Here is a 25,220-nt window from a genome sequence, read left to right as displayed (position 1 = left end):
AGAATTCTTAAGAGTTTATGAATATTAATGAAGATAACATAAGAAATGGAACAAAATGCAATATAAATCGTATAATTATGTAACCATCTATTTACATAAAAAGGGGTTGAGCTTTTGAAAAAGACAAAATGGACGGCACTGACCTTACTAGTCATGCTGGTAATGAGCTTTATCTTGCCTACAACTCAGGCAAGTGCTGCTGCTACGCTAGAGGTGAAAGCAACAGCGGGTGTTTCTGGTAAAGCGAAATATCAATCAGTAGTACCACTCCAAGTTACAGTGAAAAATAATGGAGCTGACTTCTCAGGAGATATGGCGATTAATTCATCAAATTCTTATGAGGCAGCTTCAGCACTTGTCGTTCAAATTGATATAGCAGCAGGAGAGGAAAAGACATTTACTTTCTATCTTGATGGTTTAGCTGACTATAGTTATTCGGACACCGATTTATTTGCTTTTTATGAGGGAAGCATTGAAAAAGGAAAAAAGATTGCCTATAAGGGAACTAAACGTCTGCAATCAAATTTTTTAGACCCCTCATCAACATTCATTTATACATTAACAGATAAAAGTGATCGTCTTTCTGCACTATTACGTTTATCAACATTTGTAGCTCAAAGTAATGTGGAAGTATTTAATATCAATCAATTAAAAGATTATACACTTCCAGAAGATTCGCAGGGACTTGCGATGGCCAATGTCATTGTTGTAGATGAAGTGGCTATTGCTGATTTAACACCGAAACAACAAGAAGCATTACTAAAATGGGTACAGGATGGTGGTACCTTACTTCTAGGTGCTGCTGACCAAATTAATGCTACAGCAGGGGTTTTTAAAGAGTATTTACCTTTGTCATTATCACAAGAAATGACTGCGATTTCTGCAGAAGCTTTAACTAAATTGTCAGGAGGCGGCATTTTTACACAGCCGATTTCAGTATACTCAGCTACTAGTAGTGAAGGAAGTTTACCTGTATTAACAGAAAATAATGAAGTGTTAGCAGCAAAGAAAAAAGTGGGTAGCGGGGAAGTGATTCAAACAACCTTCTCTTTAGGTGATCAACCACTTGCTTCTATGGACGGCTACGGAGCACTTTTAGCCAAAGTGATAAATATTCAAAGTATTTCACAGCAAGGAATGATGAGACAGGGACAATCTCCTCTCGATCAAATATCTTATGAACTTCGTAACATTAATGAACTATTTCCATCATTCGAAGTATCAGTGAGCTATATGCTAATTGTCATTATTCTTTATATTTTAATAATCGGGCCAATTCTTTATTTTGTCTTGAAAAAAGCGGACAAGCGTGAACATGCATGGTGGATAATACCGTCCATCTCTGTTGTTCTTTCCATTGTTCTCTTTATTGTCGGAGCGAAGGATCGTATTGTTCAGCCACAAGTTCAACAATCTGCATTCTATAAAGTAAATGAAGACAATAGTGTAAATGGCTATTATGTAGAGTCCATTCTAACGAATCGTAGTGGGGACTTTGTGGTCAATGCTGACCAAAATACAACTGCTGTTGCATTAAGAAATTATAATAACTTCACAGGCACGATGGGACCATTACATGAATCTTCTTATATAAAAGAAAATGCTAGCGGTTCAACACTAACATTACGTGATTTAAGCTACTGGTCTGTGCAATCCTTTGGTGGAAAAACATCAGCACAAAATATCGGGAAGATGGATATAGATATAACACTGAAAAATGAAAAACTAACAGGAACAGTTAAAAATAATTTCCCGTTTGCATTAAAAGATGTCACATTAATCTCTGGTGTGAAAGAAGTAAAACTAGGTGATATTGAAGCAAATGGAACATTACAGGTAAATAAGGAACTGAAAACAACGGTTCTTCAAAAACCATCTATTTTCAATAATTATAATTATAGTTACCCATCGAAAAAGGATGAGGTAAACCCAATGCGGATTGAACGAATGAAAACTTTAGCATTGCCGCTTGTCGAAAAGGATAACCAGCCAATACTTACAGCTTGGACAGATCAAGCTGTGGTAGGTGTTGAATTAGAAACAAGTGCCAATATGTCACCGATTACGATGCTTGTTCAACCATTTAAAGGAAAAGTTGAGCTAACAGGGCCATTTACAATGAAGCGTAATAACTTCTCGTATTCAGTAGAGCCACTATCAGCAAATGGCTATTATGAAAAGATCGAGGAAGAATTGAATAAATGGTACCTATCTGAAGGTTTGTACGAAGTAACGATGACCATGCCAGATCAATTCATGGATGCCGTTGAATCACTTAATGAGCTGACAATTTCTAATAAGGATGTCTCACGTATGCAGCTATCCATTTGGAATAATGAAACGAATATATATGAGCCTTTAGTCGATACAAAGCAAGTGTTTACAGACAAGATTTCCACATACTTTAATCAAGATGGAGAGCTTCGAATTGAAATCAAATATGGTCCCGATCCATCAGGAGAACAAACGAAGTTACCAGACATAGAGCTGAAAGGAGTGGCAAAATAATGATTGAAATTCGTGATTTAACAAAACGATACGGCTCCTTTACAGCATTAGATCATTTAAACTTATCTTTAGAAGAAGGCGTTGTATTTGGATTTGTTGGCGCAAATGGAGCAGGGAAATCAACGACATTCTCTATTTTAGCTACACTATTGTCACCGACTTCAGGAGATGCTCTGATAAATGGCAAAAGTGTTGTGAAGGAACCAAAAGAAGTTCGAAAGCAAATTGGTTATATGCCCGATTTCTTTGGTGTTTATGATCAGTTAAAAGTAGATGAATATTTAGATTTTTATGGAGCGAGCTACGGTATCCAATTAGCAGAGCGTCAAGTGTTAATTCCACAACTATTAGAACTAGTGAATTTAACAAGTAAACGCTATGAATATGTTGATTTATTATCACGTGGTATGAAGCAACGCTTATGTTTAGCTCGTGCACTCATCCATGATCCAAAGGTACTGATTCTAGATGAACCTGCATCAGGACTAGATCCGCGTGCTCGTGTGGAAATGCGAGATATTTTACGGAATTTAAAGTCTATGGGAAAAACAATTTTAATTTCGTCGCATATTTTACCTGAACTTGCTGAGATGTGTGATGAAATCGGTGTTATTGATAATGGTAAATTAATTGCACATGGAAATGTAGCCGCGATTCAGGCCCAGCTACAAGGAGAAAAGCGTATTGTGTTGAAAGTGACAGATCAATTGGATGCAGTACGAGCGTTTTTAGAGGAAGATCCTCATATTTCATCAATTGATGTCATTGAAAATCGTTTAGAAATAGCCTTTAACTATCGAGGAACAAATGCTGAGCAGGTGGCATTGCTAAAAAAAGCTATGCTTACAGATTTACCAATCTATGCATTAAGTGAAGAAGAGAAGGATTTAGAGGATGTCTTTATGGCGATTACGAAGGGAGCGGACAATCAATGATGGAAAGATTTGATAATCCAGTACTTGTTAAAGAATTGAAGTTACGCTTCCGTTCTTTTAAAAGCTTTTCAGGTTTAATGTTTTATTTAGCTGTACTGTGTATTTTCATTGCAGGGTTTTTATTGCTTACAACTGAATTTACTGGCAGAGGCTTCTTTAGACCAGAGACAAGCTTTATGATGTTTGCTGTGCTAACCATCTTGCAAATGGCATTAGTTCTTTTCATTACACCAAGTTTGACTGCTGGTGCTATCAGTAGTGAGCGCGAAAAGCAAACATTAAATATTTTATTAACAACGACACAAAGTTCTACACAAATTGTTATTGGAAAATTACTATCCTCCGTAGCATTTCTAGTATTGATGCTGGTAGCGGGATTACCACTTTACAGTCTAGTGTTTCTATTCGGTGGTGTGTCGCCTTCACAGCTTATTTCTATATTTTTATTTTATTTAGTCACTGTAGTAGCAATAGGTAGTATAGGCGTGATGTTTTCTACGATTACTAAGAGGACTATTGTTGCCATGATTGCCACATACGGCTCAATCATTTTCTTAGGAGGTATTACAGCATTCTTCTTCTTTTTAACAATGGCCTTTCATCAAATGGGCAATGCCATTGGAACAGGTGCCTCCTTTATGACCTATTTCTGGGCATCTATTAATCCAGGTGCCTTGATGCTGACACTTATTTCTCCAGAGATGGGGGATGCATTAGCAGAGCTTTCGGGTGTAGAACTACCTGTATGGATTACTTATTTAATTGCTTATGTATTCATCATTGTGCTTTGTTTAACGATTGCGATTAAAAAATTGCGTGCCAACATGAAAAGTAACCGATGAGGAGGAATTGGTATGGAGCGTCGTAAGCAATTACGAAAATATATTCAGCGTGCAAAATCGAGATTAACTCTTGAAAGGAGCATTCCCATTGCACAATACGGTTTGTTTTTGGCATTGCTTTCGAGTGCTTCTCTCGTACTTATTTCCCGACTATTTGTCTGGCCATATTATCGCCAAATAGCGTTAGGAGCCTTTATTACCGTTATTATTTCAACCATTGCTTATATTTGGTGGAAACGGGTCAAAGAGAAAGAGGCATTGCATAAACTGGATCATTATTTCTCACATAATGAATTAGTGACAGCTTTATCATTTAAAGATGATCAGGATCCTCTTGTTCAATCATTATTATCGAAAGCTATCCAAAATGCTGAAAAAGCTTTCGCAGACTTTAAGGCTCGAAAGAAAAATCTATTTCGTCCAAAGGCGTTTATCGGTTTATTTATTACAACAGTTGTACTAGCCATTCTTTATATGTTCCCAGCAGCTACGCAAATTGAAGCAATAGAGGTTGAAAAGGAGCAAGCAGTTATCGAAGATATGAAGAAGGAAGTTGCTGAATTAGAGAAGAAGGCGGAAACAAAAGAAGTAAAGGAGCAATTGCAAGAACTTCAAAATACTTTAAAAGAGGCTGAAACAGCAGAAGAAGCTTTACGAGAAGTTGTCAAAAAGCAAAAGGAGCTAGCATTAAAGGAGCAGCAATTAAAGGATAAACAAACGGCTAGTCAAGATGGCACAACAGAAGGCCAAGGATTATCGAAGGAAGAGGTTGAGCAGCTAAAAGAGCTTGCCCAAATGCAGCAAGGGCTCACAGAAAATGCAAATGCCACACAAACTGCTATGAGTAAACTTGGTAAACCAGCAAGTAACTCCTTACAAAATGCAATTGCGAGTGCCAATAATGCCAGCAGCCACAATCAAAACAGTCAACAGTCATCTGGTAATTCCCAACCTAGTAATCAACAAAGCCAGTCTAGTCAAAATAATGCTCAAAGTGGTTCTCAACAGCAAAATGGTAGTGGCCAGAGCAATGGTCAAGGACAAGGCCAAGGCCAGGGACAAGGCCAAGGCCAGGGACAAGGCCAGGGACAAGGACAAGGACAAGGACAGGGCCAAGGACAGGGACAAGGACAAGGACAGGGCCAAGGTCAAGGTCAGGGACAAGGTGGTCAAGGAGCAGGAAGTGGCCAAGGCGGTCGGAATTTGCTAACGACACCGAATCGAATAGGTGGGGCAAGTGAGACATCAGTAGATGGTGGCGCATTAGGAGATGGTTCCCATGTATCTGAGCAACAAGGAAATGGTCCGATAACAAAAGGTTCTATTCGACCTTATGAAGAAGTAATTGGCTCTTATAAAGACAGCTATTTAGAGAGTTCAGAGCGCTTACAATTACCGAAGGATTTACAAAATGTCGTGCAATCTTATTTCACGTCAATTGAGTCGCAGTAGGAGGAAAAGAAATGGCCTTTACAGAGCAACAGTATGTAGATATGAGTACGAAATTACAACAAGTTAAAGAAGAAATCCATCGCTTCATTGTTGGACAGGAAGAAGCAATTGATTATACCCTGTATGCAGTATTAGCGGATGGTCATGCATTGTTAGAAGGTTTACCTGGTTTAGGAAAAACGATGTTAATTCGTACCATTTCAGAGGTACTGGATCTGTCGTTTTCACGTATTCAATTTACACCAGATCTTATGCCAGCAGATATAACAGGTACGAGCATGATTGAACGTACACCCGATGGGAAGCAGCAATTTACCTTTCAACCTGGGCCAATCTTTAGTCAAATGGTATTGGCTGATGAGATAAATCGCGCAACACCCAAAACCCAAAGTGCCTTGTTGGAAGCAATGGGAGAAAAAACGGTAACCATATTAGGGGATACAAAAAAAATGGCGAGACCATTTTTCGTGCTGGCAACTCAAAACCCTATTGAAATGGAAGGAACATACCCATTACCAGAAGCACAGATGGACCGTTTCCTTTGTAAAATTCTTGTACCCTATCCAGAAAAAAGCGAACTTATGGAAATTATGAAGCGAACGACAGGTGCCCAGGAAATTGGTTTACAGAAACAGATGGATACGGATGCTCTCATTCAAGCTCAGCAAATGGTAAAGGAAGTGATGGTTGCTGATGAAATGCTAGAGTATGCAACTGATCTAGTAGTGGCTACGCATCCTGAGAGAACAGATGCGCTTGATGAGGTTAAACAATATGCAATGTATGGCAGTGGTCCACGTGGTTTGCAGAGCTTAATCAAATTGGCAAAGGCAAGAGCTTTAATGAATGGTCGTTTTCATGTTTCTGTAGCGGATATTAAATCTGTTGCTAAGCCTGTTTTACGTCATCGCATGCTGTTGAATTATGAAGGGGAGGCTTCAGGAAAAACAGCAGACGATGTGATTGATGTTATTTTAGAAAAAGTTCAGCAAGGTATTAGCAAGTGACAGCAAAATACTTATTGCCCGAAGACTGGTTAGCGAAAATCAGTCGCTTTCAAGTAGCGACGGCCTCCAAACTACGCGGGCAACATAAGGGCTCGCACCGTTCTCAACGCTTCGGGGCATCCCTTGATTTCTCGGATTTTCGAGAATACCATTTAGGAGATGATGTACGCCAAGTGGATTGGAACGTCTTTGCTCGTACAGATAAATACTTTATTAAAAGGTTTTTAGATGAGCAAGAGATGCGTGTACATATTCTACTAGATGCTACCAAATCAATGGGGCAACATGCTAAGTGGTTATTTGCTCGTCAAATTGTGGCCTCCCTCGGTCTGATGGTATTAGGTCGAGATGATCGTCTATCCTTTTCTTTTGTCCAAGATGAAGTGAAGCCACCATTTCGACGGAAGGGTACCATGTATCGCCGAGCTTTTTTACAGCTAGTAACAGATATAGAGGAAGCTAATTACTCTAATCGTTTTGCCAAGGATGCACTTAAAGCTTTACCTAAAGATAGTACCGTATTATTCATTGTTACAGATGGATTAGAGCCAATTGAGGAATGGGAACAGCTATTAAAAAGGATACCACGCTATGCTGGAGATGTTCGCATTTTGCAAATTGTAACGCAAGAAGAACTGTCACCAAATTATTCGGGTGATGTACGTCTCCTTGATCGTGAAACAGGTAATGATGTGAATGTGACGATGTCCTCTAAAGTATTAGAGTCCTACCATGCAAGACGCATACTACATGAAGAAGAATTTGAAGCCATTTGCCGTCGCTTTGGTGTTCGAAAATTACAATTGAAAGTGGAAGATGGATTGCAACATGCGATTTTCCAGCAATTATTAAAAGCACATTGGATTAGGTGAGGTGAGCCGTATTGGGCTTTAGTCAAATTATATTTAGCTGGACGGCCATCATCCCGGTCATTGTCCTACTTTATTATTTCTTTCGAAAAAAATATACAGATCAAACAGTTTCTTCGACGCTTTTTTGGTCGGAGATTATGCAGGAAACGCGAGTATCGCCTTATTTAAAGCATTTACAAAAAAATGCCCTACTATATTTACAGCTTCTTGCTTTACTGCTACTTGTTTTGGCATTGATGAATCCTTATATAAAAAAATCAACCATTGTTGGTGCACAAACCATATTTATTGTAGATACTTCAGCCACAATGCTGGCAGGTAAAGAGCAATCAACCTTTGACGCTCATAAACAGGAAATGCTGAACTTGATGAATGAATTGAATGGTCGACCTGTCACATTAATTACAACTGGTGCTGCACCAAAAGCTGTTTTACAGCAAGAAACAAACACGAGTGAAATAAAAAAAGCTATTCAAGATTTACAAGTAACCTATGAAACTGCTGAAATGAATAAGGCGCTGGATGTAGCACAGGCATTTGTGGGCGACACACCGACTTCTATCTATGTTTTTACAGATACACTTGATAAAAAGCAATTACCGATGGACAAGGATTCTGTGAAATGGCTAGTAAGAGGTGCTACAAAAGACTTAACAAATATCGCTATCACCCGCTTTGCTGCTACGACAGATGGGCAAGCTACGCTGGCACTTGTACAACTCCATAATGATACAAATACCGAGCAAAAGGTAACGCTCGCATTGAATAATGCAGAGGGTGAGGAGCTGGTAGCAGAAAGTGTCGTTGTGCCTCCAAATGAAGCCATTACGAAAACATTTAAAGATTTGCCTTTAGCAAAATCCATGACAGCTATTATTGATGCAAAAGATGATTATGACATAGACAATCAACAAACAGTTTTACTACAAACGACTACGTCAAAAATTATTGTTGATCAAGGCTTGCATCAACTGATACAAAAAGGTTTTCAAACAGTTAGTAGTGGCGTAAAAATCGTCCCTTCCTTGCAAGTCGCTGACAATCAAGATGCTACCATAATCACAAACCAATCAGCGTTATTGGAAAAGATGGACAATCCCCTCGTATTATTTGGTCGTGATGATGCAGAAAAAGTAGATGCGAATGGGACGGTAAGCACTAGCAGTGATGCATTATTTGCCTTTAGTGAACTAAAGGATGTTTATGTTAGTGCTGTTTATCCTGGTTTTGCGGACTATGAAACGATTGCTTCTGTTGGAGAAGAGCCGTTCATCCAACGCTCCCCAAAAGGAGATATCGTTGTTTTAGCCGATATTGCTGATACAGATTGGCCTTTACATCCATCATTCCCACTATTTCTATGGAGTACAGAGCAGCAGCTAACAGAATCAGTTGGGTCACTTGGGATTTTTTCACCCAATGAACAACGTGCAGTTGCTTTAGCGCAAGGAGACTGGAATGTTTATTCGCAAGAAGACGAGTTTCTTTCGTCTGTTACGAAGGGGATGCTAACTGCGCCCAAACAGCCAGGCATTTATATGGTACGCTCAAATAATGAGGAAAAACAATTGATTGTACAATTGCAAGCACAAGAACGTGTCATTGAACAAGGAACAAGTTTTACATTAGGTGATATTTCAGACAATGGAAAGGAAGAAGTGTCGATGACCTCTTTCGTGCCTTGGCTAATTGTAATTATTTTACTATTGCTTGTTTCAGAGTGGGAGGTGCAACGACGTCGTGGATTTACGAATTGATATGCCGTTAGTATTGTTGTTACTCCTTCCATTATTCTTGTATTTTGGATGGACATACTTTCATGAGCGGCAGCGACTTAAAAGAAGTCATATTGTTGTACTTACTATTCGCATAGCGGCAGCAGGCTGTTTAGTTTTTGCACTCGCAGGTCCATATCTATTATTACCAATAAAAGAAGAACAAATTGTTTATTTAGTAGACCGTTCTGCTTCTATGAATGGTACGGAAGATGAGATGGTTCAGTTTATACAGGAGAGCCTCCAATCAAAAAAAGAACCACAACTTGCGGGCATTTATTCATTTTCCTCTACTTTACAAACAGAAGCTATTTTATCTAAAACATTAAAGGAAGTACCGAAACTAACTGAAATTAAAGCTACCGATCAAACAAATATAGAACAAAGTCTACAGCTTGCTTCAGGGATTATAGATCCTAAAAAAGCAACTCGTCTTGTGCTACTAACAGATGGTAATGAGACAAAGGGCGATGCTTTAGAATTTGCTACGAAGTTGAAAGGCTCTAATATTAGTGTGGATATTAAGCCTTTTAGTCAACCAGTTGTCAATGATGTATCACTAAAAAGCTTTGTATCCCCTCAAGTTGCTTACGTTGGAGAGCAACAACAATTAGTGACAGACATACATGCAACATCAGCAGGTCAAGGCGAGCTATTACTATATGAAAATGATGAGCTTATTCATCGAGAGGCAGTTGAGCTGACTGAAGGCACGAATGTGTTTACCTATAAACATGCAGCAACAGCTGAAGGACTTGTAAAATATGAAGCCGTTGTTCAAGTTGGTCAGGATGCCATTTTTGAAAACAATAAGTTAACTAGTGTCACAATGGTTCAAAGTGAACCACATTTATTAATCGTTAATGGTTATGAAACAGCATCACCCATCGCAGCAGCACTTGGTAGTCAATCCATTGCCTATGATGTTGTAGCACCTAAAAGTTTACCAAATGAACTATCCAGCTATTTGCAATATAATGCTATCGTTTTCGACAATGTACCAGGTCATTTAGTGGGTGAAGCAAAAATGAGTGTTATTGAGCAAGCAGTCAAAAACTTTGGAGTTGGTTTTACAATGGTGGGTGGAGAAAATAGTTTTGGTCTAGGCGGCTATTTTAAAACACCGATTGAAACCTTATTGCCAGTGGAAATGGAAATTAAGGGCAAAGAGCAATTACCTTCCTTAGGATTAGTGATTGTACTTGACCGTTCTGGCAGTATGCAAGGCTCGAAGCTTGAGCTTGCTAAGGAAGCAGCGGCACGTTCTGTTGAGATGTTGCGAGATGAGGATACATTAGGATTCATCGCCTTTGATGATCGTCCTTGGGAGATTATAGAGACAGGGCCTCTTAACAGTAAAGAAGAGGCTGTGGATACTATTTTATCAGTAACACCTGGTGGGGGAACAGAAATCTATAGTTCATTAGCTAAAGCCTACGAGAACCTTGCTGATTTAAAGCTCCAACGTAAGCATATTATCCTCTTAACAGATGGGCAGTCACAGGCAGGGAACTATGAGGATTTAATTGGTGAAGGGAAAGAAGAGGGTATAACCTTATCGACAGTAGCGATTGGACAAGATGCCGATGCGAACTTATTAGAAGCGCTTAGTGACATGGGCAGTGGACGTTTCTATGATGTGATAGATGAGCAAACCATTCCTTCTATTTTATCTCGGGAAACAGCTATGATTTCCCGCACCTATATTGAGGACAATCCATTCTATCCGGCAATTTATAATGCAGCAGGATGGAACTCACTGTTTGCTAATGGTGTCCCACAAATGAATGCATATATTGGGACAACGGCAAAACAGGGGGCTACTGTTGTAGCAGAAAGCGAGAAAGAAGATCCTGTGTTAGCGCAGTGGCAATATGGTCTTGGTAAAACATTTGCCTTTACATCTGATTCAACGGGTAAATGGACTGGAGATTGGGCAAGATGGCAGAATTGGGGAGCATTTTGGCAAACACTTATTTCTCAAATGCTACCAAGCTACAATGATGTAGCCTATGATGTAAGATTGGAAGCAGATGGTTCCTTTATGATTACAGACCCTACAAATGAAGCCGCATTTTTAGATATTGTAGCGGTAAATGAAGCAGGGGAGGAGCTAGAAACACAACTTGAAACCATTTCCGCATCTCAAGTTCGAGCTGTAGTACAAGCTGAACCTGGATTAATTTTCTTCCGTATAGCAGATGAAAAGCAGGCCATTTATCAGGCAGGGCTAAGTGTTCCTTATAGTGCTGAATACGAACTACTCCCTGTAAATAACCAACTGATAGAAGAGTTAACTCAACGAACAGGAGGCACTGTTTTAAAGGAACCACAAGATGTCTTCCGTGACTTTACGACAAAAGGAGCAGATCGGCAAAATATTGCCACATGGCTACTCTTAGCGAGTATGCTTCTTTTCTTTATTGATATTACCATAAGACGTTTTGGTTGGAATTTCCTAACGAATGCGAAGAAAAAAGAGCCGCTGGTTGAGGAAAAAACTATAGCAGAAGACACAAATGTAGCACAGTTGTTAAAAGGCATGAAAAAACGATCTTAAAATAGAGGAAGCAGTGCAAACTCGAATAGTTTTGCACTGCTTTTTATATTGCATGAAATAAAGAGTTATCCCCTTTGTAAAGAGGGTAAATGAGAAGAAAAGCGATCCAAATTGGACTACCCCAGCTCAATGAATGCTCATAATTCAATCTCTCTCAATAAAGAGAAGAATTAAACCTCTTTACTAGCTCTGTTTTACGCAAGCTACTCGCAACCATTACACCTAAAATAGCACCGATCGTACTTGATGTTAAAAAGGCTGGTAGGAAGAAGAATGCTGCTACAGATGTTCCCATGAATAATTTTGCATAAGGGACGGCAATAAGTGAAGCCAGAATGCCCGTTCCGATAACTTCTCCGATACCAGCTAACCACATTTTATTGCTATATTTATAGGCAAGGGCAGCACAGAACGCACCGATGATACTACCAGGGATAGCTAGTAGAGAGCCTGTTCCAGTAAGGATACGAATGATGGCAGTGACAAAGGCAACTATAACTGTTGGTACGGGTCCAAGTATAATGGCTCCTATCACATTAATAGCATGCTGAACTGGGTAAGCACGTGCGATTCCTGTTGGGATGGATACGAAAGTAGAGCCTGCAACAGCAACGGCTACTAATAAAGCCATGACTGTTAATTTACGAATTGACATAAAGTTCACTCCTTTTGGTAAAGTTCGTGAGGAAAAATAAAAAGGCCACCCCCTTTAAACAATAGGAAGCGGCCTTGCGTGTATATAGTGACAACAGCAAGTAGCGCCACTTCCCTCCGCTAGTGTGAACTAGATCAGGTTCAAAGGGTCCGTATATTACCATATACGTCTCAGCCTTTTAAAGACTCCCCTAGTGGTTAAAATCATTCAATTTTGTGAATCAACAATAATGTAACATACTGCTAAAAATAGTCAATGATTTTTCAGACTATTTTGTATCGGGATGCATTAAATGAGGTGCTTTTTTCACTGTCCAGATGAGCGCAAGGAAGAAACAGGCTAATAATATGATAGAACCGAAAATATATGGGCTATTCATATTCCAGTCAAATAATAAACCTGCCAAAGCGGGTCCAATCATATTTCCGAGGCTCATATAGGCATTATTCAAGCCCGCAGCAAATCCCTGCTCTTTCTCTGCAAGCTTTGAGATGAGTGTATTAACAGCTGGACGAATTAATGTCGTTGCTGTAGAGAAAATTGTTGCTACAACTAAAATAAGGGCAAAGCCAGAAACAAATAATATTAAGAAAATAGCAACGGATGCAATAAATAAATTTACTAGTACTACTTTCATTTCACCATAACGATTGAACAGTGGTGTAATAATAAACATTTGTACTACTACTCCAAAAGCACCACCAACAACTAATATAATCGCTATATCTACAGGTGTGTAATTAAACTTTTCTGTCACAAATAATGACAATGTCGTTTGGAAATTTGCAATTCCAAACGAGAACACCAGCATAATTATGAGCATAACAAAATAAGGCATATGTATGGAACGAGCCATTTGCTTCGCCAGATTGTCTTGCTTTTGTTTCTGTTGAGCAGTGTTTGGTTTGGTAGAAGGTAATAAAAAGTAAGATAAAATAGATGCTACAATGGCTGCAGCTCCAGCTGTGAAAAATGGGAAATGTAAGCTTACCTTTGCTAAAAAGCCACCAATACCAGGTCCAATCATAAAGCCAAGAGACATAGCGGCACCCAACATCCCCATACCTTTCCCACGTTCTTCATAGGTTGTGACGTCAGCGACAAAAGCCATAATAGGAGGTGCAACAAATGCGGAACCTAGACCACCTAAAAATCGTGCTAAAAAGAGCATCCATACATCTGTAGCAAGGCCAAATCCGATTTGTGCAAGACCTGTTACGATAAGACCGAAAATAATTAAATTTTTTCGTCCGTACTGATCTGAAAGATTCCCAGCAATAGGAGAAAATACGAATTGAGCTAAGGCGAACGTTGCGATTAGCATACCTAGAACTTGTCCTGCTGCACCAAATATTTTTAAATACTCTGGCATGACAGGAATAATAATGCCAATACTCCCCATTGCGATAAACATATTAAACATTAAAATATACAAAGCCGCCTTATTGGACTTCTGCTGGGTCATCGAATGAACCCCCTTTTTGTAATCAAATATAGTACAGTCTATCATAAAGAATTATTGCTTGGCTAATAGTTAAGATTATAGTACTGGTTCTATATTTAGAATGGTTTTCCACAAAAGTTTTTATCCACGCACCTATGCATGATGAAATAATACATTTTAGTCATAAAAGTTGAGGGAAAAGAAGCTATGGGAGGATAAATTAGTAAAGCAACAACAATTGAGGGACTTCTCTTATAAAGGGAGAATTAAAAATTTGGAGAGTCTGTCTGTAATGGCATAAAGCATGGCTATAAATTGTAGCGATGTTGAGCGTTAGAAGTTATGGACTATCAAAAGTACACTAATGTGAGAATCTATTAAAATTTAGATAAAATATTTTATAAATATAATAATGCAAATAGTGATTGAAAATGTTCTTAGTTTAATAAACAGTTAGACAAGCAGAGAAAAAAACTAGCGAATTGGTGTGAAAACCAATTCGCTAGTTTAATTATCTGATACTCATTTTAAATTCTAAAAATAATTCGTTGTATTTCCCTAAATAATCAGGTCCTAAATTTTTGTAGACCTCTAATGTATCACGTTGTTCTTCAGAAGGATAGTAGCGTTCGTCAGAAACAACTTCTTCGTCCATTAAGTCCATAGCGGCAATATTAGGAGTAGAATAGCCTACAAAATCAGCATTTTGAGCACCTGATTCAGCACTTAGCATGAAGTTAATAAAGGTGTGGGCACCATCAATATTTTTCGATGTTTTTGGGATGACCATATTATCAAACCATAAGTTTGAGCCTTCCTCAGGTACAGCAAAGTCTAACTCTTCATTTTCATACATCATATCAGCTGCTTGGCCAGACCATGTAAGGGCAACAGTTGCCTCATTATTGATCATTAACGGTGTGATTTCATCTCCAATGATCGCTTTAACATTTGGTGCAAGTGTAATTAATTTGTCAGTAGCTTCACGAAGTTCCTGATCATCTAGTGAATTCAGAGAATAGCCAAGACTGTTTAAGCCCATCCCAATGACTTCACGCGCACCATCTACTAAAAAGACTTTTCGCTTTAAAGAAGGGTCCCATAAATCGTCCCAAGAGGAGAAGTCTAAGTCTCCAACAAGGCTTGGATTGTAGACAATACCTACTGTTCCCCAAAAATAAGGGACAGAATATTTATTGTTAGCATCGAATGGTAAATCTAAAAAGTAAGGGTCAATATTTTTTAAATTAGGGATTTTCGTTTTATCTAAAGGAATTAATAATTTTTCTTCCTTCATCTTCTCAATCATATATTCAGAAGGGACAGCAATATCGTAAGCTGTTCCGCCTTGCTGAATCTTTGTCATCATAGCTTCATTGGAATCGAATGTTTCATAGATGACATGAATGCCTGTTTCTTTTTCAAATTCTTTTAACAAATCAGGATCAATATATTCTCCCCAGTTAAAGATGGTTAACGTGTCTTTTCCACTTTTACCGCCTCCCGCACTTAAGGCATCAGCCGCATAGAATAAAAGGGCTGAAACGACAAGGATGGCGATGGTAGCTTGAATTAGTGACTTCATCGATGCCCCTCCATTCTTTTACTCGTACGACTTGTCATGAAATAATAACCAACAACAACTAAAACCGTAACAAAGAATACTAATCCAGAAATTGCATTCACCGTTAGAGAAATTCCTGCGCGGGCCATTGAATAAATTTCTACGGATAAAGTACTAAAGCCATTACCTGTTACAAAGAATGTCACGGCAAAATCATCTAATGAATACGTAAGGGCAAGGAAGAAGCCTGCAAAAATACCTGGCTGAATATAAGGAAGAATGACACGCATCATAACGTCCTTTTTCGTTGCCCCTAAATCTAATGCTGCATCGATTAATGAGTTATTCATTTCTAGTAGCTTTGGTAAAACCATTAATACAACAATCGGTACACTAAATGCAACATGGGCTAGTAAAACAGATGCAAAGCCCAGTTTAATGCCTACCATTGTAAATAAAATTAAGAAGCTAGCCCCGATAATTACGTCTGGGCTGACGATTAAGACATTGTTTAAGGATAATAAAGTATTACGCATTTTAGAATCCTTAACCGTCACAATTCCAATTGCTCCTAGCGTACCAATAATAGTAGAAATGAGAGCAGAAAGTAATGCCACGATGACCGTATTTATTAATATAACAAGAAGACGCGAATCTTCAAAAACAGCTTGATAATGCTCCAAAGTAAAGGATTCAAAATTATTCATGGAGCCGCCACTATTAAACGAGTAAAAGATTAAATAGAAAATTGGAGCATAGAGAACGATAAAAACAATTGTTAAATAGACTTTGGCTGAAGCAGATAGTTTGTTCATCGTACGCGACCTCCTTTATCCTTTTGTCCCGTAATTAGCATGATAATCACCATGAATAAAATTAAGAATACAGCAATAGTGGAACCCATACCCCAGTTTTGCGTCACAAGGAATTGCTGTTCAATCGCTGTGCCTAGAGTAATGACACGGTTCCCTGCAATTAAGCGAGTAATCATGAACAGGGATAGGGCAGGGATAAAGACAACTTGAATACCAGATTTAACGCCATCCATTGTCAATGGTAAAACAACACGACGGAAGGTTGTAAAAGCCGAAGCACCCAAATCCCGTGCTGCATAAATGAGCGTTGGGTTTAAACGATCTAAAGAATTGAAGATCGGTAAAATCATAAATGGAATAAAAATATAGACCGACACAAAGACAAAGCTAATATCGGTAAAGAGCATTTGCTTTGGATCGAAGCCAAATACTTCGATAAATGCATTAATAGGCCCGTATAACCCAAAGATGCCGATAAAGGCATATGTTTTTAACAAAAGATTAATCCATGAAGGAATAATAATAAGTAGAAGCCAAAGTTGTTTATGCTTAGTCTTCGTTAAAAAATAAGCAGTTGGGTATGAAATTAATAGTGTAAAGAATGTAATTAAAAATGCATACCAAAACGAGCTCAAAGTCATCTTTAAGTAAACAGAAGAAAAGAACGCTTTATAGTTATCGAGCGTAAAGTTGCCATGTAAATCAAGCAGGGAATAATAGACAACGAGTGCAATTGGCGCGATAACGAAAAAGGCAATCCATAACACATATGGAAATAACGCTGATTTTGATGTTTTAGTTTGCATCTTCATCGTCTCCATACGATTCTAATCGTTTATCAAACTCTTCCTCTGTTTCGTTTAAGCGCATTACGTGAATCGCCTCAGGATCAAAGTCTAAGCCAATCTCAGTCCCTACTTCTGCTTTCTTCAATGAATGGACTAGCCACTCATTACCATCTTTATCGTATGTGGATAATTCATAATGTACCCCTCGGAATAATTGTGTATCCACTTTTACCACAAGTTTGCCTTTATCGATCGTTGTCATTTCTAAATCTTCTGGTCGAATGACAATGTCTATTTTTTCATTTGGCTTCATCCCTTGGTCGACACATTCAAAAACTTTGCCAGCAAATTCAACCTTGAAATCCTCAATCATCACGCCGGGTACAATATTGGATTCACCAATAAAGTCAGCAACAAAGCGGTTAATCGGTTCATCATAAATATCCACTGGTGTACCTGACTGCTGAATTTGTCCTTCACTTAAGACAAAAATTTCATCACTCATGGCAAGTGCTTCTTCTTGATCATGTGTAACAAAGACAAATGTTTTACCAAGACGTTGCTGTAATTCACGTAGCTCATATTGCATTTCTGTACGTAGCTTTAAGTCTAAAGCTGAAAGTGGCTCATCCAGTAAAATTACTTCAGGGTCATTGACAATGGCACGTGCAATCGCGACTCGTTGTCGTTGTCCACCAGACATTTCAGATATTTCGCGGTTACCATAGCCTGCCAAATTGACAAACTTTAAGGCTTCAGCTACACGCTCTTTTATGTCCTTTTCAGGAAGCTTTTTAATACGTAGGCCAAATGCGACATTTTCAAACACATTTAAATGAGGGAACAGCGCATAATCCTGAAAAACAGTATTAACTTGACGTTCATTGGCAGGAACTGCATTAATCTTTTTATCATGGAAAAATATATTTCCTGTTGTAGGTTCCGTAAATCCTGCAATAATTCGTAAAATGGTTGTTTTACCACAACCTGATGGACCAAGCAGTGTATAAAATTTCCCTTTTTCAAGCTCCAAATTGATATTTTTTAAAACGACGGTACCGTCGCTATATGACTTTGAAACATTTTCAAAGCGGATAATTGAATTGGTTGTCATGGATGCGCCTCCTTAAGCTATAAATAAGAATCTGTTGCGACAAGTAAAATTTTTGTTTCATCATCATGTGCATTAAAAATCTGATGATGGTCTGTCGCGTCATAATAAAGTGCGTTACCTTCACTTGCGATATACTGTTCATTCCCTAAAACGAGACGAATACGCCCTTTAACAACATAAATAAATGTTTCAGAAAGCGAAGGCTCAAACTGTTTAAACTCGCCATCTGCTGCAAAGGTTAAGAAAATGGGTTCCATCTCTTTTTCATTCGAAGTAGGAATCAGCCATTGAATTTCATATTTTTTTTCTTCATCTGTATAGGTAGATTGGTCTTCCTCTGTATAAACAACCTTCTGTTCAGGTGATTCATCATCAAAAAAGTCTTTGGGTCTTGACCCTAATACTTCTAAGATTGAAAATAATGTTTCAATTGAAGGTGAGTTTAGATCACGTTCTAATTGGGAAATATAACCTTTGCTTAAATCTGTACGTTCTCCAAGTTCCTCTTGGGTAAGACCTTTTTTTAAACGAAGCGCTTTAATTTTTGCTCCTATTTGCATCTTTTCCCTCCTAAGAGAAGTTTAGCAATGATAAACTTTCGAAATATGAAGTTTACTTTAACGAAACTTTTAGTTTACTAAAACCATTACAATTATACATAATAATAAAAAATTTGCAATCGTTTTTCGTGAAAAAAATAGCTGTAAAAAGTTAAAAAATAGGGTATAAATGAAAGTGAGAAAAATTTTGAATAGAGTAGAATATTATTGTCAAAAATAGCTTGTAGATAGACAATAGCAATAATTCCAGTTATGGATTTGACGAATTTTTGTCAATCCATTTTAATCATCCAAACGGGCGGAGTTTACTTGTTTGAAAAACTGCGGTTACTCTGCTATCGTAGAAGACGAGTTCGCTAGTGCGAATGGAATATATAAACTACATATTTATTCGGAGGGATTTATTATGGCAGAACGCATGGTAGGTAAACAAGCACCTGACTTTACAATGGAAGCAGTACTTTCAGACAAATCGTTTGGTAAAGTATCATTAGAAGATATTAAAGCACAAGATAAATGGACAGTTCTTTTCTTCTATCCAATGGACTTTACATTTGTATGTCCAACTGAAATCACTGCAATGAGCGATCGTTATGACGAGTTCGAAGACTTAGATGCAGAAGTAATCGGTGTTTCTACTGACACAATCCACACACACTTAGCATGGATTAACACAGACCGTACGCAAAATGGTCTTGGTGAATTAAAATACCCATTAGCTGCTGATACAAACCATCAAGTATCTAAAGAATATGGTGTATTAATTGAAGAAGAAGGTATCGCATTACGTGGTTTATTCATCATCAACCCAGAAGGCGAATTAAAATACCAAACAGTGTTTGATAACAACATCGGCCGTGATGTTGATGAAACACTACGTGTACTTCAAGCACTACAAACTGGTGGTCTTTGCCCAGCTAACTGGCGTCCAGGCCAAGCAACTCTATAATCTAAATAGAGTCGAATCATTATGCGAAAAATTAAAAGTCCCCACGACAAGCTTGTGGGGACTTTTAACTGAATTTTTGTTTTGGAAAAGAGTTTTTATACCGTTATCTAAATATTTGAAGACAAACGATCTTTTAGAGGAGGATTTTTATGAAACTTCGTGAACAAATGCCTGAATTAGTTGGCGCAACGACTTGGTTAAATGGTGAAGTAACTAAAGCAGAATTAGTAGGCAAAAAACCAACATTAATCCACTTCTGGTCAGTAAGCTGTCATTTATGTAAAGAAGCAATGCCAGATGTGAACAATTTCCGCGATCAATATAAAGATGAATTAAACGTTGTAGCAGTACATATGCCACGTTCTGAGGCAGATACTGATTTAGACACAATTAAAGCAGTAGCAGCAGAGCATGATATTGTGCAACCAATCTTTGTAGATAGTGAAATGAAGCTAACAGATGCTTTTGAAAACCAATATGTTCCAGCATATTTTGTGTTCGATAAAGATGGTCAGCTGCGTCATATGCAAGCTGGTGGTAGTGGTATGAAAATGCTAGAAAAGCGTGTAAACCGCGTGCTAGATGAGATGCGTAACGCTGAATAATAACGATATGTTGAAGACGGGGATTAAGATCCTCGTCTTTTTTGTTGTCCACCATTGACGAATTGGCTCTTGTTTTGACAATACATATCGCAGAGAATAGGCTACAATGGTGGTATAGTAGTTTTCGGAGGGATTTTTATGATGAAAAAAGAGTTTGCAGTCATAGGGCTTGGACGTTTTGGAGGCAGTATTGTTCGTGAATTAATGAGTCAGGGCGCACAGGTAATGGCAATTGATCATTCTTCAGAGCGTGTAGATGAGTTTGCTTCCATTGCTACACAAGCTGTTATTGCAGATTCAACCGATGAATCGGTGTTGAATTCATTAGGTATTCGTAATTTTGAGCACGTGATTGTAGCAATTGGGGAAGATATTCAAGCAAGTATATTAACAACAATCATTTTAAAGGAAATTGGTGTTGAGCAAATTACAGTAAAAGCTCAAAACGATTACCATGAAAAGGTTTTACGTAAAATTGGCGCAGATTTTGTCGTCCATCCTGAGCGAGATATGGGTATTCGTATTGCTAATAATATGTTGTCGAATACTGTTCTAGATTATTTAGAGCTATCAGATGAACACTCCATTATGGAATTAAAGGCTAATGATGCGATTGCTGGCTATTCCATTATGGATTTAGATATTCGCGCTAAATATGGCATCAATATTGTAGGAATTAAGCGTGGGGCTGATATTATCGTATCTCCACAGGCGAGTGACAAGATTTTATTAGGAGATATTATGCTTGTTATAGGCGCTGATGTTGATATAAATCGCTTTGTTAAAAAGGCCTTGAATGGGTAAGAGCAAATGACGAAACGCAGATGGAGACTTGTTATATTCGCTGGTATTTTATTAGTCGGTGCTTTTATTATGCAAAACAGAGAAAAAAGTGAAGATGAAGCTATTTCTCTTGTTCTAGATCATGCCACAGAAATTGACGACATTGAATTATTCCAAGGAGATCAATCGCTATTTCATGCTACAGGCGATGAAGCACAAGACTTTATTGAGAAATATCCTTTAAGTCATGTAAGGAAGCTTTCCAAAAAGGAAAGAACTATTTTTGAAGAAAAGCCTGTATATCATATCGTTTATAAAATGAAGGATAAGCCTCTTTATGAGGTAGAAATATTAAAAGTGGCTATTAGTTCTGAACTTGATGAAGAGTTACAGCAAATGGTTTTTCGTGTGGATGATGCACAATATTTGGTTTATTGGGCAAAAGAGAAAAAGGTACTCGAACAATCGACCAACACGCAACGATTACTTGAACAATACGGGCAATAATGCAGGTAGTGATACAGCAATTCATGCTGGTCACTACTTTTTTATTCTATTTTTAAGAAAAAATTGGAAAAAATATTTGATTTCATCGAGAGAGTTAGATTAAACTTTGACATAAAGAAGGGGGCTAGATGTAATGAAAATCATGTCAACTAATTGTGTAATCGAACAATTACAACCAGAGCATTTTACAGATATACAAAAACTCTACTCTAATAAACAAGTTCGAACTTATCTCGGTGGTGTTCCATCAAACAGCTATATAGAAGCATCTTTTAAAGGCATGCTAGAAGCGCCATTCCCTAATACATATTTATATATTACTTTAAAGGAGACAGGTGAATTTATAGGTCTTGTCTCGATCGATGAATACCATGATCAGGAGTTATATGAGCTTTCCTATCAATTTTTACCTCAGTTTTGGGGGAAGGGGTTAGCTTTTGAAGTGCTAACGCAGGTAATTCAGGATGGTTTGAATTATCTGAATATAGAATCTATTGTGGCAGAAACACAAACAGCGAACAAGGCATCATGTCGCTTGCTCGAAAAATTAGGAATGAAGAATGTACAGATTTTAGAAAGATTTGGGCAGGAACAAGCTGTCTATGAATTAAGTAAAAATATTGAACCGATAAGACAAATCATCGCCCTATCAGGTGGTGGGTTTTCTCAGCAGAACCCTTCATTTATCGATGAGTACATTTTACGACAAACTCAGAAAAATGAACGAGTTAAAATTTGTTTTATTCCCACAGCAAGTAATGATGCACAAGGGTATATCGAGAAGTTTTATGCAGCATTCCATCATTGTGATGCAACCCATATCTTGCAAAAAGATATGCATGATAGAAGCATTCGAGAAAAAGTACTAGCGCAGCATATTATCTATGTGGGTGGAGGGAATACAGGTTATCTTCTTGAAAAGTGGCGAGAATATGGTTTTGATAAATTGTTAAAGGAAGCTTATCAAAAAGGGATTATATTAGCTGGCATCAGTGCTGGGGCAATGTGTTGGTTTGAAAAATGCTATAGTGAAAATACATATGATGATTTTGAGGAATGGAATGGCTTAGGACTATTATCAGGTACCTATTGTCCCCATTATAATGATCAAGAGAGAAGGAGGGCATTTGATCGCTGGATAGAAAATCATCCCACATTACAAGAATACACACTCATAGATACTGAGACACTCCATTTTAGGGATGAAAAGCTAGTAGCTAAAATTCAAACCTACTAGAAGGGACGAAGAAAAGTATGAGAATTCCAGCAAAACTAACACTGGGTGATGAGATACTTTGGTGGCAAGGTCCATATAAATACAAAAGAATTGAGGATTCAGGTGACTATATTTTAGAAGGAGAGCGTGTTTAACATGATCATACGAGAAGCAACCCGACATGACAGTGAACGAATTATAGCTGTTATGGCAAATGCAGAGGCATCAAATTTTATGTTATTTGGACCAGGTGAGCGCAATTTAGCACCTAAGCCATTTGGGGAGTATATAGATAAGCTATATCATAGTCACCACTCAGCTTTGTTCATTGCTGAAATGGATGAGCAGGTTGTGGCGTACTTAATTGTACAAGGCAATGAGCCGTCAAGAATTGCTCACCGTGCTTATCTTGTCATAGGCATACATAGTGACTATAGAGGAAGAAAAATTGGAACAGCTTTATTTCAACACGTAGAAAATTGGGCAATAGTGAATGGTGTACATCGTCTAGAATTAACCGTCATGGAAAATAATGAGGCTGGTGTTGCTTTGTATAAGAAAATGGGCTTTGATATCGAAGGAACGAAGCGGGCTTCGCTGTATGTAGATGGACAATATATTAATGAATACTACATGTCAAAACTATTGATTGGGAAAGGAACTACCTTATGACTTCAAAAATAAACATCGGCATTTATTCCCCGTCCTCCCCAGCAACGGTGACGGCTTTGGAACGATATGAACGTGCTAAAGCATTTCTCGAGAATAAAAATTTTCAAATCGTGACAGGTTCTCTAACTGGTAAAACTGATTATTATCGTTCAGGTTCGCCAAAAGAAAGAGCAGAAGAATTGAATGAGTTATTACGTAATCCAAATGTGGATATGATTATGTCTACGATAGGGGGCACCAATGCCAATAGTATGCTACCTTATATTGATTATGAGGCTTTTCGTCAACATCCCAAATTGGTCGTAGGTTATTCAGATGCAACGGCCGTTCTACTGGCACTTTATGCAAAGACGGGAATCTCAACTTTTTATGGTCCAGCCCTCGTACCTTCCTTTGGCGAGTTTGAACCATTGGTAAATGATACCTTCAAATTTTTTGAGCATTATTTCTTTAAGCCTCAAGCATTACCATACGAAATTCCAATGCCTTCTTATTGGTCGGATGAACCTGTTAATTGGCTAGAGAAGACAGTGGATAAAAAACTCAAGAAGAATGAATGGTTAGCGATTCAGGGTGGGGTTGTTGAAGGAAGGTTAATTGGCGGGAATGCCAATGCCATGTATGGATTTATTGGTACGCCGTATTTCCCTAAAATTGTGGAAGGTGATATTTTATTAGTGGAGGACTGCTTAAAAAATGCTGCTGTAGTTGAAAAGAATTTTGCAATGCTAAAATTGCATGGTGTCTTTAACAAAGTTAGTGGGATTATTTTGGGGAAACATGAATGCTACGATGATTTAGGAACGGGTCGACAGCCATATCATATTCTACTTGAACAGTTGGATGGAATAAAGATTCCTTTATTAGCAGAGGTGGATATTTGTCATACACATCCTATGCATCCAATTGCGATAGGCAAACGAGTAAGGATAGATGCCACAGCTAAGAAGATATACTGTTTGGAAAGATGGTTGTAATGATAAAGCCTTGCAAATCGTAGCAAGGCTTTATTTTCTAGAGGTTCCTATAATCATCATCAGTGATAGCGTACATTTTTACATTTTGGTATTGTCCCTTAACAAGCATACTTTTCCGTAATAACCCTTCAAATTGCATACCTGACTTCTCCATAACCTTTTGTGAGTCAATGTTTTCTTCAAAGCATCGTGCTTGGATACGTACTAAATCTAATTCATTAAAACCGAAGTCAATGAGTTTTTTTGTTGCTTCTGTTGTGTACCCCTTATTCCAAAAATCCTCAGAAAGCACATAGCCAATTTCCGCGTATTTATGGGTGTCATTAATCGTCACAAAATCAATCGTTCCAATAATTGTGCCTGCATATTCAATACCCCATAACATCAAATTGCCTTGCTGATAGCCATTAAAAATTAATGCCATAAAAGCCTTTGTATCCTCTAAGCTCGTGTGTGCTTGCCATGTCACATAACGCGCCACATTTTCACTGGAAGAGTAGTCATACATTGCTTCTAAATCCCCATGTGTAATTGGTCTTAATAGTAACCTTTCCGTTTTCATAATTGGTATTTTACTCATGATTTACCCCCTTTAACAAATAGTATATAAAAAAGTCGAC

Annotated in this window: 23 protein-coding genes and 1 riboswitch; of the genes, 15 read left to right on the top strand and 8 right to left on the bottom strand. The window is 38.0% G+C overall.

What is annotated here, in order from left to right; genetic code table 11:
- The first annotated feature begins 114 nt into the window (after nt 1-114).
- Genes ACHZEU_RS09635 through ACHZEU_RS09600 form a run of 8 tightly spaced genes read left to right on the top strand, consistent with a single transcriptional unit; the run spans nt 115 to nt 11,951 of the window.
- Nucleotides 115-2,508, top strand: coding sequence for a hypothetical protein (locus ACHZEU_RS09635; protein WP_404804436.1), 2,394 nt, complete (start codon nt 115-117; stop codon nt 2,506-2,508).
- Nucleotides 2,508-3,443 carry an ABC transporter ATP-binding protein gene (locus ACHZEU_RS09630; protein ID WP_048391976.1) on the top strand — a complete coding sequence of 312 codons (936 nt, stop codon included), beginning with the start codon at nt 2,508-2,510 and terminating at the stop codon, nt 3,441-3,443. Before ACHZEU_RS09635 ends, ACHZEU_RS09630 begins: the two co-directional genes overlap by 1 nt.
- Entirely contained in the window at nt 3,440-4,285 is an 846-nt protein-coding gene (locus tag ACHZEU_RS09625) for an ABC transporter permease (RefSeq protein WP_048391975.1), read from the top strand. Before ACHZEU_RS09630 ends, ACHZEU_RS09625 begins: the two co-directional genes overlap by 4 nt.
- Nucleotides 4,286-4,297: 12 nt before the next feature.
- Entirely contained in the window at nt 4,298-5,737 is a 1,440-nt protein-coding gene (locus tag ACHZEU_RS09620; RefSeq protein ID WP_048391974.1) for a hypothetical protein, read from the top strand.
- A gap of 11 nt (nt 5,738-5,748) precedes the next feature.
- A complete protein-coding gene (locus tag ACHZEU_RS09615; protein WP_048391973.1) occupies nt 5,749-6,744 on the top strand; it encodes a MoxR family ATPase in 996 nt (331 codons plus the stop codon).
- The gene (locus ACHZEU_RS09610; RefSeq protein WP_048391972.1) at nt 6,741-7,616 is read left to right on the top strand and encodes a DUF58 domain-containing protein; all 876 of its coding nucleotides are present in this window, start codon (nt 6,741-6,743) and stop codon (nt 7,614-7,616) included. The genes ACHZEU_RS09615 and ACHZEU_RS09610 overlap by 4 nt, the downstream gene beginning before the upstream one ends.
- An 11-nt stretch (nt 7,617-7,627) precedes the next feature.
- Nucleotides 7,628-9,373 carry a BatA and WFA domain-containing protein gene (locus ACHZEU_RS09605; RefSeq protein ID WP_048391971.1) on the top strand — a complete coding sequence of 582 codons (1,746 nt, stop codon included), beginning with the start codon at nt 7,628-7,630 and terminating at the stop codon, nt 9,371-9,373.
- Nucleotides 9,357-11,951 carry a VWA domain-containing protein gene (locus ACHZEU_RS09600; protein ID WP_404804435.1) on the top strand — a complete coding sequence of 865 codons (2,595 nt, stop codon included), beginning with the start codon at nt 9,357-9,359 and terminating at the stop codon, nt 11,949-11,951. The genes ACHZEU_RS09605 and ACHZEU_RS09600 overlap by 17 nt, the downstream gene beginning before the upstream one ends.
- A 154-nt stretch (nt 11,952-12,105) precedes the next feature.
- Here the strand turns inward: ACHZEU_RS09600 and thiW are convergent, their stop codons facing one another.
- The 7 genes from thiW to ACHZEU_RS09565 all read right to left on the bottom strand — a co-directional run bounded on the left by thiW (nt 12,106) and on the right by ACHZEU_RS09565 (nt 18,891).
- Nucleotides 12,106-12,606: an energy coupling factor transporter S component ThiW gene (gene thiW / locus ACHZEU_RS09595; protein WP_054549817.1), complete on the bottom strand. Its 501-nt coding sequence runs from the start codon at nt 12,604-12,606 to the stop codon at nt 12,106-12,108.
- 94 nt (nt 12,607-12,700) lie between these two features.
- Nucleotides 12,701-12,808: riboswitch (TPP riboswitch) on the bottom strand.
- A 66-nt stretch (nt 12,809-12,874) separates the two neighbouring features.
- Nucleotides 12,875-14,071: an MFS transporter gene (locus tag ACHZEU_RS09590; RefSeq protein ID WP_048391968.1), complete on the bottom strand. Its 1,197-nt coding sequence runs from the start codon at nt 14,069-14,071 to the stop codon at nt 12,875-12,877.
- A 490-nt stretch (nt 14,072-14,561) separates the two neighbouring features.
- Nucleotides 14,562-15,635: a PotD/PotF family extracellular solute-binding protein gene (locus ACHZEU_RS09585; protein WP_048391967.1), complete on the bottom strand. Its 1,074-nt coding sequence runs from the start codon at nt 15,633-15,635 to the stop codon at nt 14,562-14,564.
- On the bottom strand, nt 15,632-16,429 hold the full coding sequence (locus tag ACHZEU_RS09580) for an ABC transporter permease (protein ID WP_048391966.1): 798 nt from the start codon (nt 16,427-16,429) through the stop codon (nt 15,632-15,634). Before ACHZEU_RS09580 ends, ACHZEU_RS09585 begins: the two co-directional genes overlap by 4 nt.
- Nucleotides 16,426-17,235 carry an ABC transporter permease gene (locus ACHZEU_RS09575; protein WP_048391965.1) on the bottom strand — a complete coding sequence of 270 codons (810 nt, stop codon included), beginning with the start codon at nt 17,233-17,235 and terminating at the stop codon, nt 16,426-16,428. Before ACHZEU_RS09575 ends, ACHZEU_RS09580 begins: the two co-directional genes overlap by 4 nt.
- Nucleotides 17,225-18,331: an ABC transporter ATP-binding protein gene (locus tag ACHZEU_RS09570; RefSeq protein ID WP_048391964.1), complete on the bottom strand. Its 1,107-nt coding sequence runs from the start codon at nt 18,329-18,331 to the stop codon at nt 17,225-17,227. Before ACHZEU_RS09570 ends, ACHZEU_RS09575 begins: the two co-directional genes overlap by 11 nt.
- Before the next feature lie 17 nt (nt 18,332-18,348).
- Nucleotides 18,349-18,891, bottom strand: a complete 543-nt coding sequence (locus ACHZEU_RS09565; RefSeq protein ID WP_004224674.1) for a helix-turn-helix domain-containing protein — start codon at nt 18,889-18,891, stop codon at nt 18,349-18,351.
- 406 nt (nt 18,892-19,297) lie between these two features.
- Here ACHZEU_RS09565 and ACHZEU_RS09560 point away from each other — a divergent pair, with 406 nt between their 5' ends.
- The 7 genes from ACHZEU_RS09560 (at nt 19,298) to ACHZEU_RS09530 (ending at nt 24,600) form a co-directional block, all read left to right on the top strand.
- The gene (locus ACHZEU_RS09560; protein WP_004224676.1) at nt 19,298-19,840 is read left to right on the top strand and encodes a peroxiredoxin; all 543 of its coding nucleotides are present in this window, start codon (nt 19,298-19,300) and stop codon (nt 19,838-19,840) included.
- Between the two features lie 149 nt (nt 19,841-19,989).
- Nucleotides 19,990-20,445 carry a redoxin domain-containing protein gene (locus tag ACHZEU_RS09555; protein ID WP_004224678.1) on the top strand — a complete coding sequence of 152 codons (456 nt, stop codon included), beginning with the start codon at nt 19,990-19,992 and terminating at the stop codon, nt 20,443-20,445.
- 141 nt (nt 20,446-20,586) lie between these two features.
- Nucleotides 20,587-21,249, top strand: a complete 663-nt coding sequence (locus tag ACHZEU_RS09550) for a TrkA family potassium uptake protein (protein WP_004224679.1) — start codon at nt 20,587-20,589, stop codon at nt 21,247-21,249.
- Between the two features lie 6 nt (nt 21,250-21,255).
- On the top strand, nt 21,256-21,735 hold the full coding sequence (locus tag ACHZEU_RS09545) for a hypothetical protein (RefSeq protein ID WP_048391963.1): 480 nt from the start codon (nt 21,256-21,258) through the stop codon (nt 21,733-21,735).
- 133 nt (nt 21,736-21,868) lie between these two features.
- Nucleotides 21,869-22,972: a GNAT family N-acetyltransferase gene (locus ACHZEU_RS09540; protein WP_048391962.1), complete on the top strand. Its 1,104-nt coding sequence runs from the start codon at nt 21,869-21,871 to the stop codon at nt 22,970-22,972.
- 135 nt (nt 22,973-23,107) lie between these two features.
- Entirely contained in the window at nt 23,108-23,623 is a 516-nt protein-coding gene (locus ACHZEU_RS09535) for a GNAT family N-acetyltransferase (protein WP_103117523.1), read from the top strand.
- Nucleotides 23,620-24,600, top strand: coding sequence for a S66 peptidase family protein (locus ACHZEU_RS09530; protein WP_048391961.1), 981 nt, complete (start codon nt 23,620-23,622; stop codon nt 24,598-24,600). Before ACHZEU_RS09535 ends, ACHZEU_RS09530 begins: the two co-directional genes overlap by 4 nt.
- A 37-nt stretch (nt 24,601-24,637) precedes the next feature.
- On the opposite strand, the gene ACHZEU_RS09525 is transcribed toward ACHZEU_RS09530, so the two are convergent.
- Nucleotides 24,638-25,180 (bottom strand): GNAT family N-acetyltransferase, encoded by a 543-nt coding sequence (locus ACHZEU_RS09525; protein ID WP_404804434.1) that lies wholly within the window; start codon nt 25,178-25,180, stop codon nt 24,638-24,640.
- Nucleotides 25,181-25,220 lie beyond the last annotated feature (40 nt).

Source organism: Lysinibacillus sp. S1 (genome assembly GCF_044986265.1).
Classification (GTDB): domain Bacteria; phylum Bacillota; class Bacilli; order Bacillales_A; family Planococcaceae; genus Lysinibacillus; species Lysinibacillus capsici.
The sequence above is the reverse complement of the archived record's forward strand: the minus strand, read 5'-3'. Positions and strand labels throughout refer to the sequence as shown.

Excerpts from the sequence above, each read along its gene's own strand:
- ACHZEU_RS09565 (WP_004224674.1), bottom strand. The coding sequence starts at position 18,891 with ATGCAAATAGGAGCAAAAATTAAAGCGCTTCGTTTAAAAAAAGGTCTT.
- ACHZEU_RS09620 (WP_048391974.1), top strand. The coding sequence starts at position 4,298 with ATGGAGCGTCGTAAGCAATTACGAAAATATATTCAGCGTGCAAAATCG.
- ACHZEU_RS09560 (WP_004224676.1), top strand. The coding sequence starts at position 19,298 with ATGGCAGAACGCATGGTAGGTAAACAAGCACCTGACTTTACAATGGAA.
- ACHZEU_RS09525 (WP_404804434.1), bottom strand. The coding sequence starts at position 25,180 with ATGAGTAAAATACCAATTATGAAAACGGAAAGGTTACTATTAAGACCA.
- ACHZEU_RS09540 (WP_048391962.1), top strand. The coding sequence starts at position 21,869 with ATGAAAATCATGTCAACTAATTGTGTAATCGAACAATTACAACCAGAG.
- ACHZEU_RS09585 (WP_048391967.1), bottom strand. The coding sequence starts at position 15,635 with ATGAAGTCACTAATTCAAGCTACCATCGCCATCCTTGTCGTTTCAGCC.
- ACHZEU_RS09590 (WP_048391968.1), bottom strand. The coding sequence starts at position 14,071 with ATGACCCAGCAGAAGTCCAATAAGGCGGCTTTGTATATTTTAATGTTT.
- ACHZEU_RS09530 (WP_048391961.1), top strand. The coding sequence starts at position 23,620 with ATGACTTCAAAAATAAACATCGGCATTTATTCCCCGTCCTCCCCAGCA.
- ACHZEU_RS09570 (WP_048391964.1), bottom strand. The coding sequence starts at position 18,331 with ATGACAACCAATTCAATTATCCGCTTTGAAAATGTTTCAAAGTCATAT.
- ACHZEU_RS09625 (WP_048391975.1), top strand. The coding sequence starts at position 3,440 with ATGATGGAAAGATTTGATAATCCAGTACTTGTTAAAGAATTGAAGTTA.
- ACHZEU_RS09580 (WP_048391966.1), bottom strand. The coding sequence starts at position 16,429 with ATGAACAAACTATCTGCTTCAGCCAAAGTCTATTTAACAATTGTTTTT.
- ACHZEU_RS09550 (WP_004224679.1), top strand. The coding sequence starts at position 20,587 with ATGAAAAAAGAGTTTGCAGTCATAGGGCTTGGACGTTTTGGAGGCAGT.
- ACHZEU_RS09630 (WP_048391976.1), top strand. The coding sequence starts at position 2,508 with ATGATTGAAATTCGTGATTTAACAAAACGATACGGCTCCTTTACAGCA.
- ACHZEU_RS09535 (WP_103117523.1), top strand. The coding sequence starts at position 23,108 with ATGATCATACGAGAAGCAACCCGACATGACAGTGAACGAATTATAGCT.
- ACHZEU_RS09575 (WP_048391965.1), bottom strand. The coding sequence starts at position 17,235 with ATGCAAACTAAAACATCAAAATCAGCGTTATTTCCATATGTGTTATGG.
- ACHZEU_RS09555 (WP_004224678.1), top strand. The coding sequence starts at position 19,990 with ATGAAACTTCGTGAACAAATGCCTGAATTAGTTGGCGCAACGACTTGG.
- ACHZEU_RS09545 (WP_048391963.1), top strand. The coding sequence starts at position 21,256 with ATGACGAAACGCAGATGGAGACTTGTTATATTCGCTGGTATTTTATTA.
- thiW (WP_054549817.1), bottom strand. The coding sequence starts at position 12,606 with ATGTCAATTCGTAAATTAACAGTCATGGCTTTATTAGTAGCCGTTGCT.
- ACHZEU_RS09615 (WP_048391973.1), top strand. The coding sequence starts at position 5,749 with ATGGCCTTTACAGAGCAACAGTATGTAGATATGAGTACGAAATTACAA.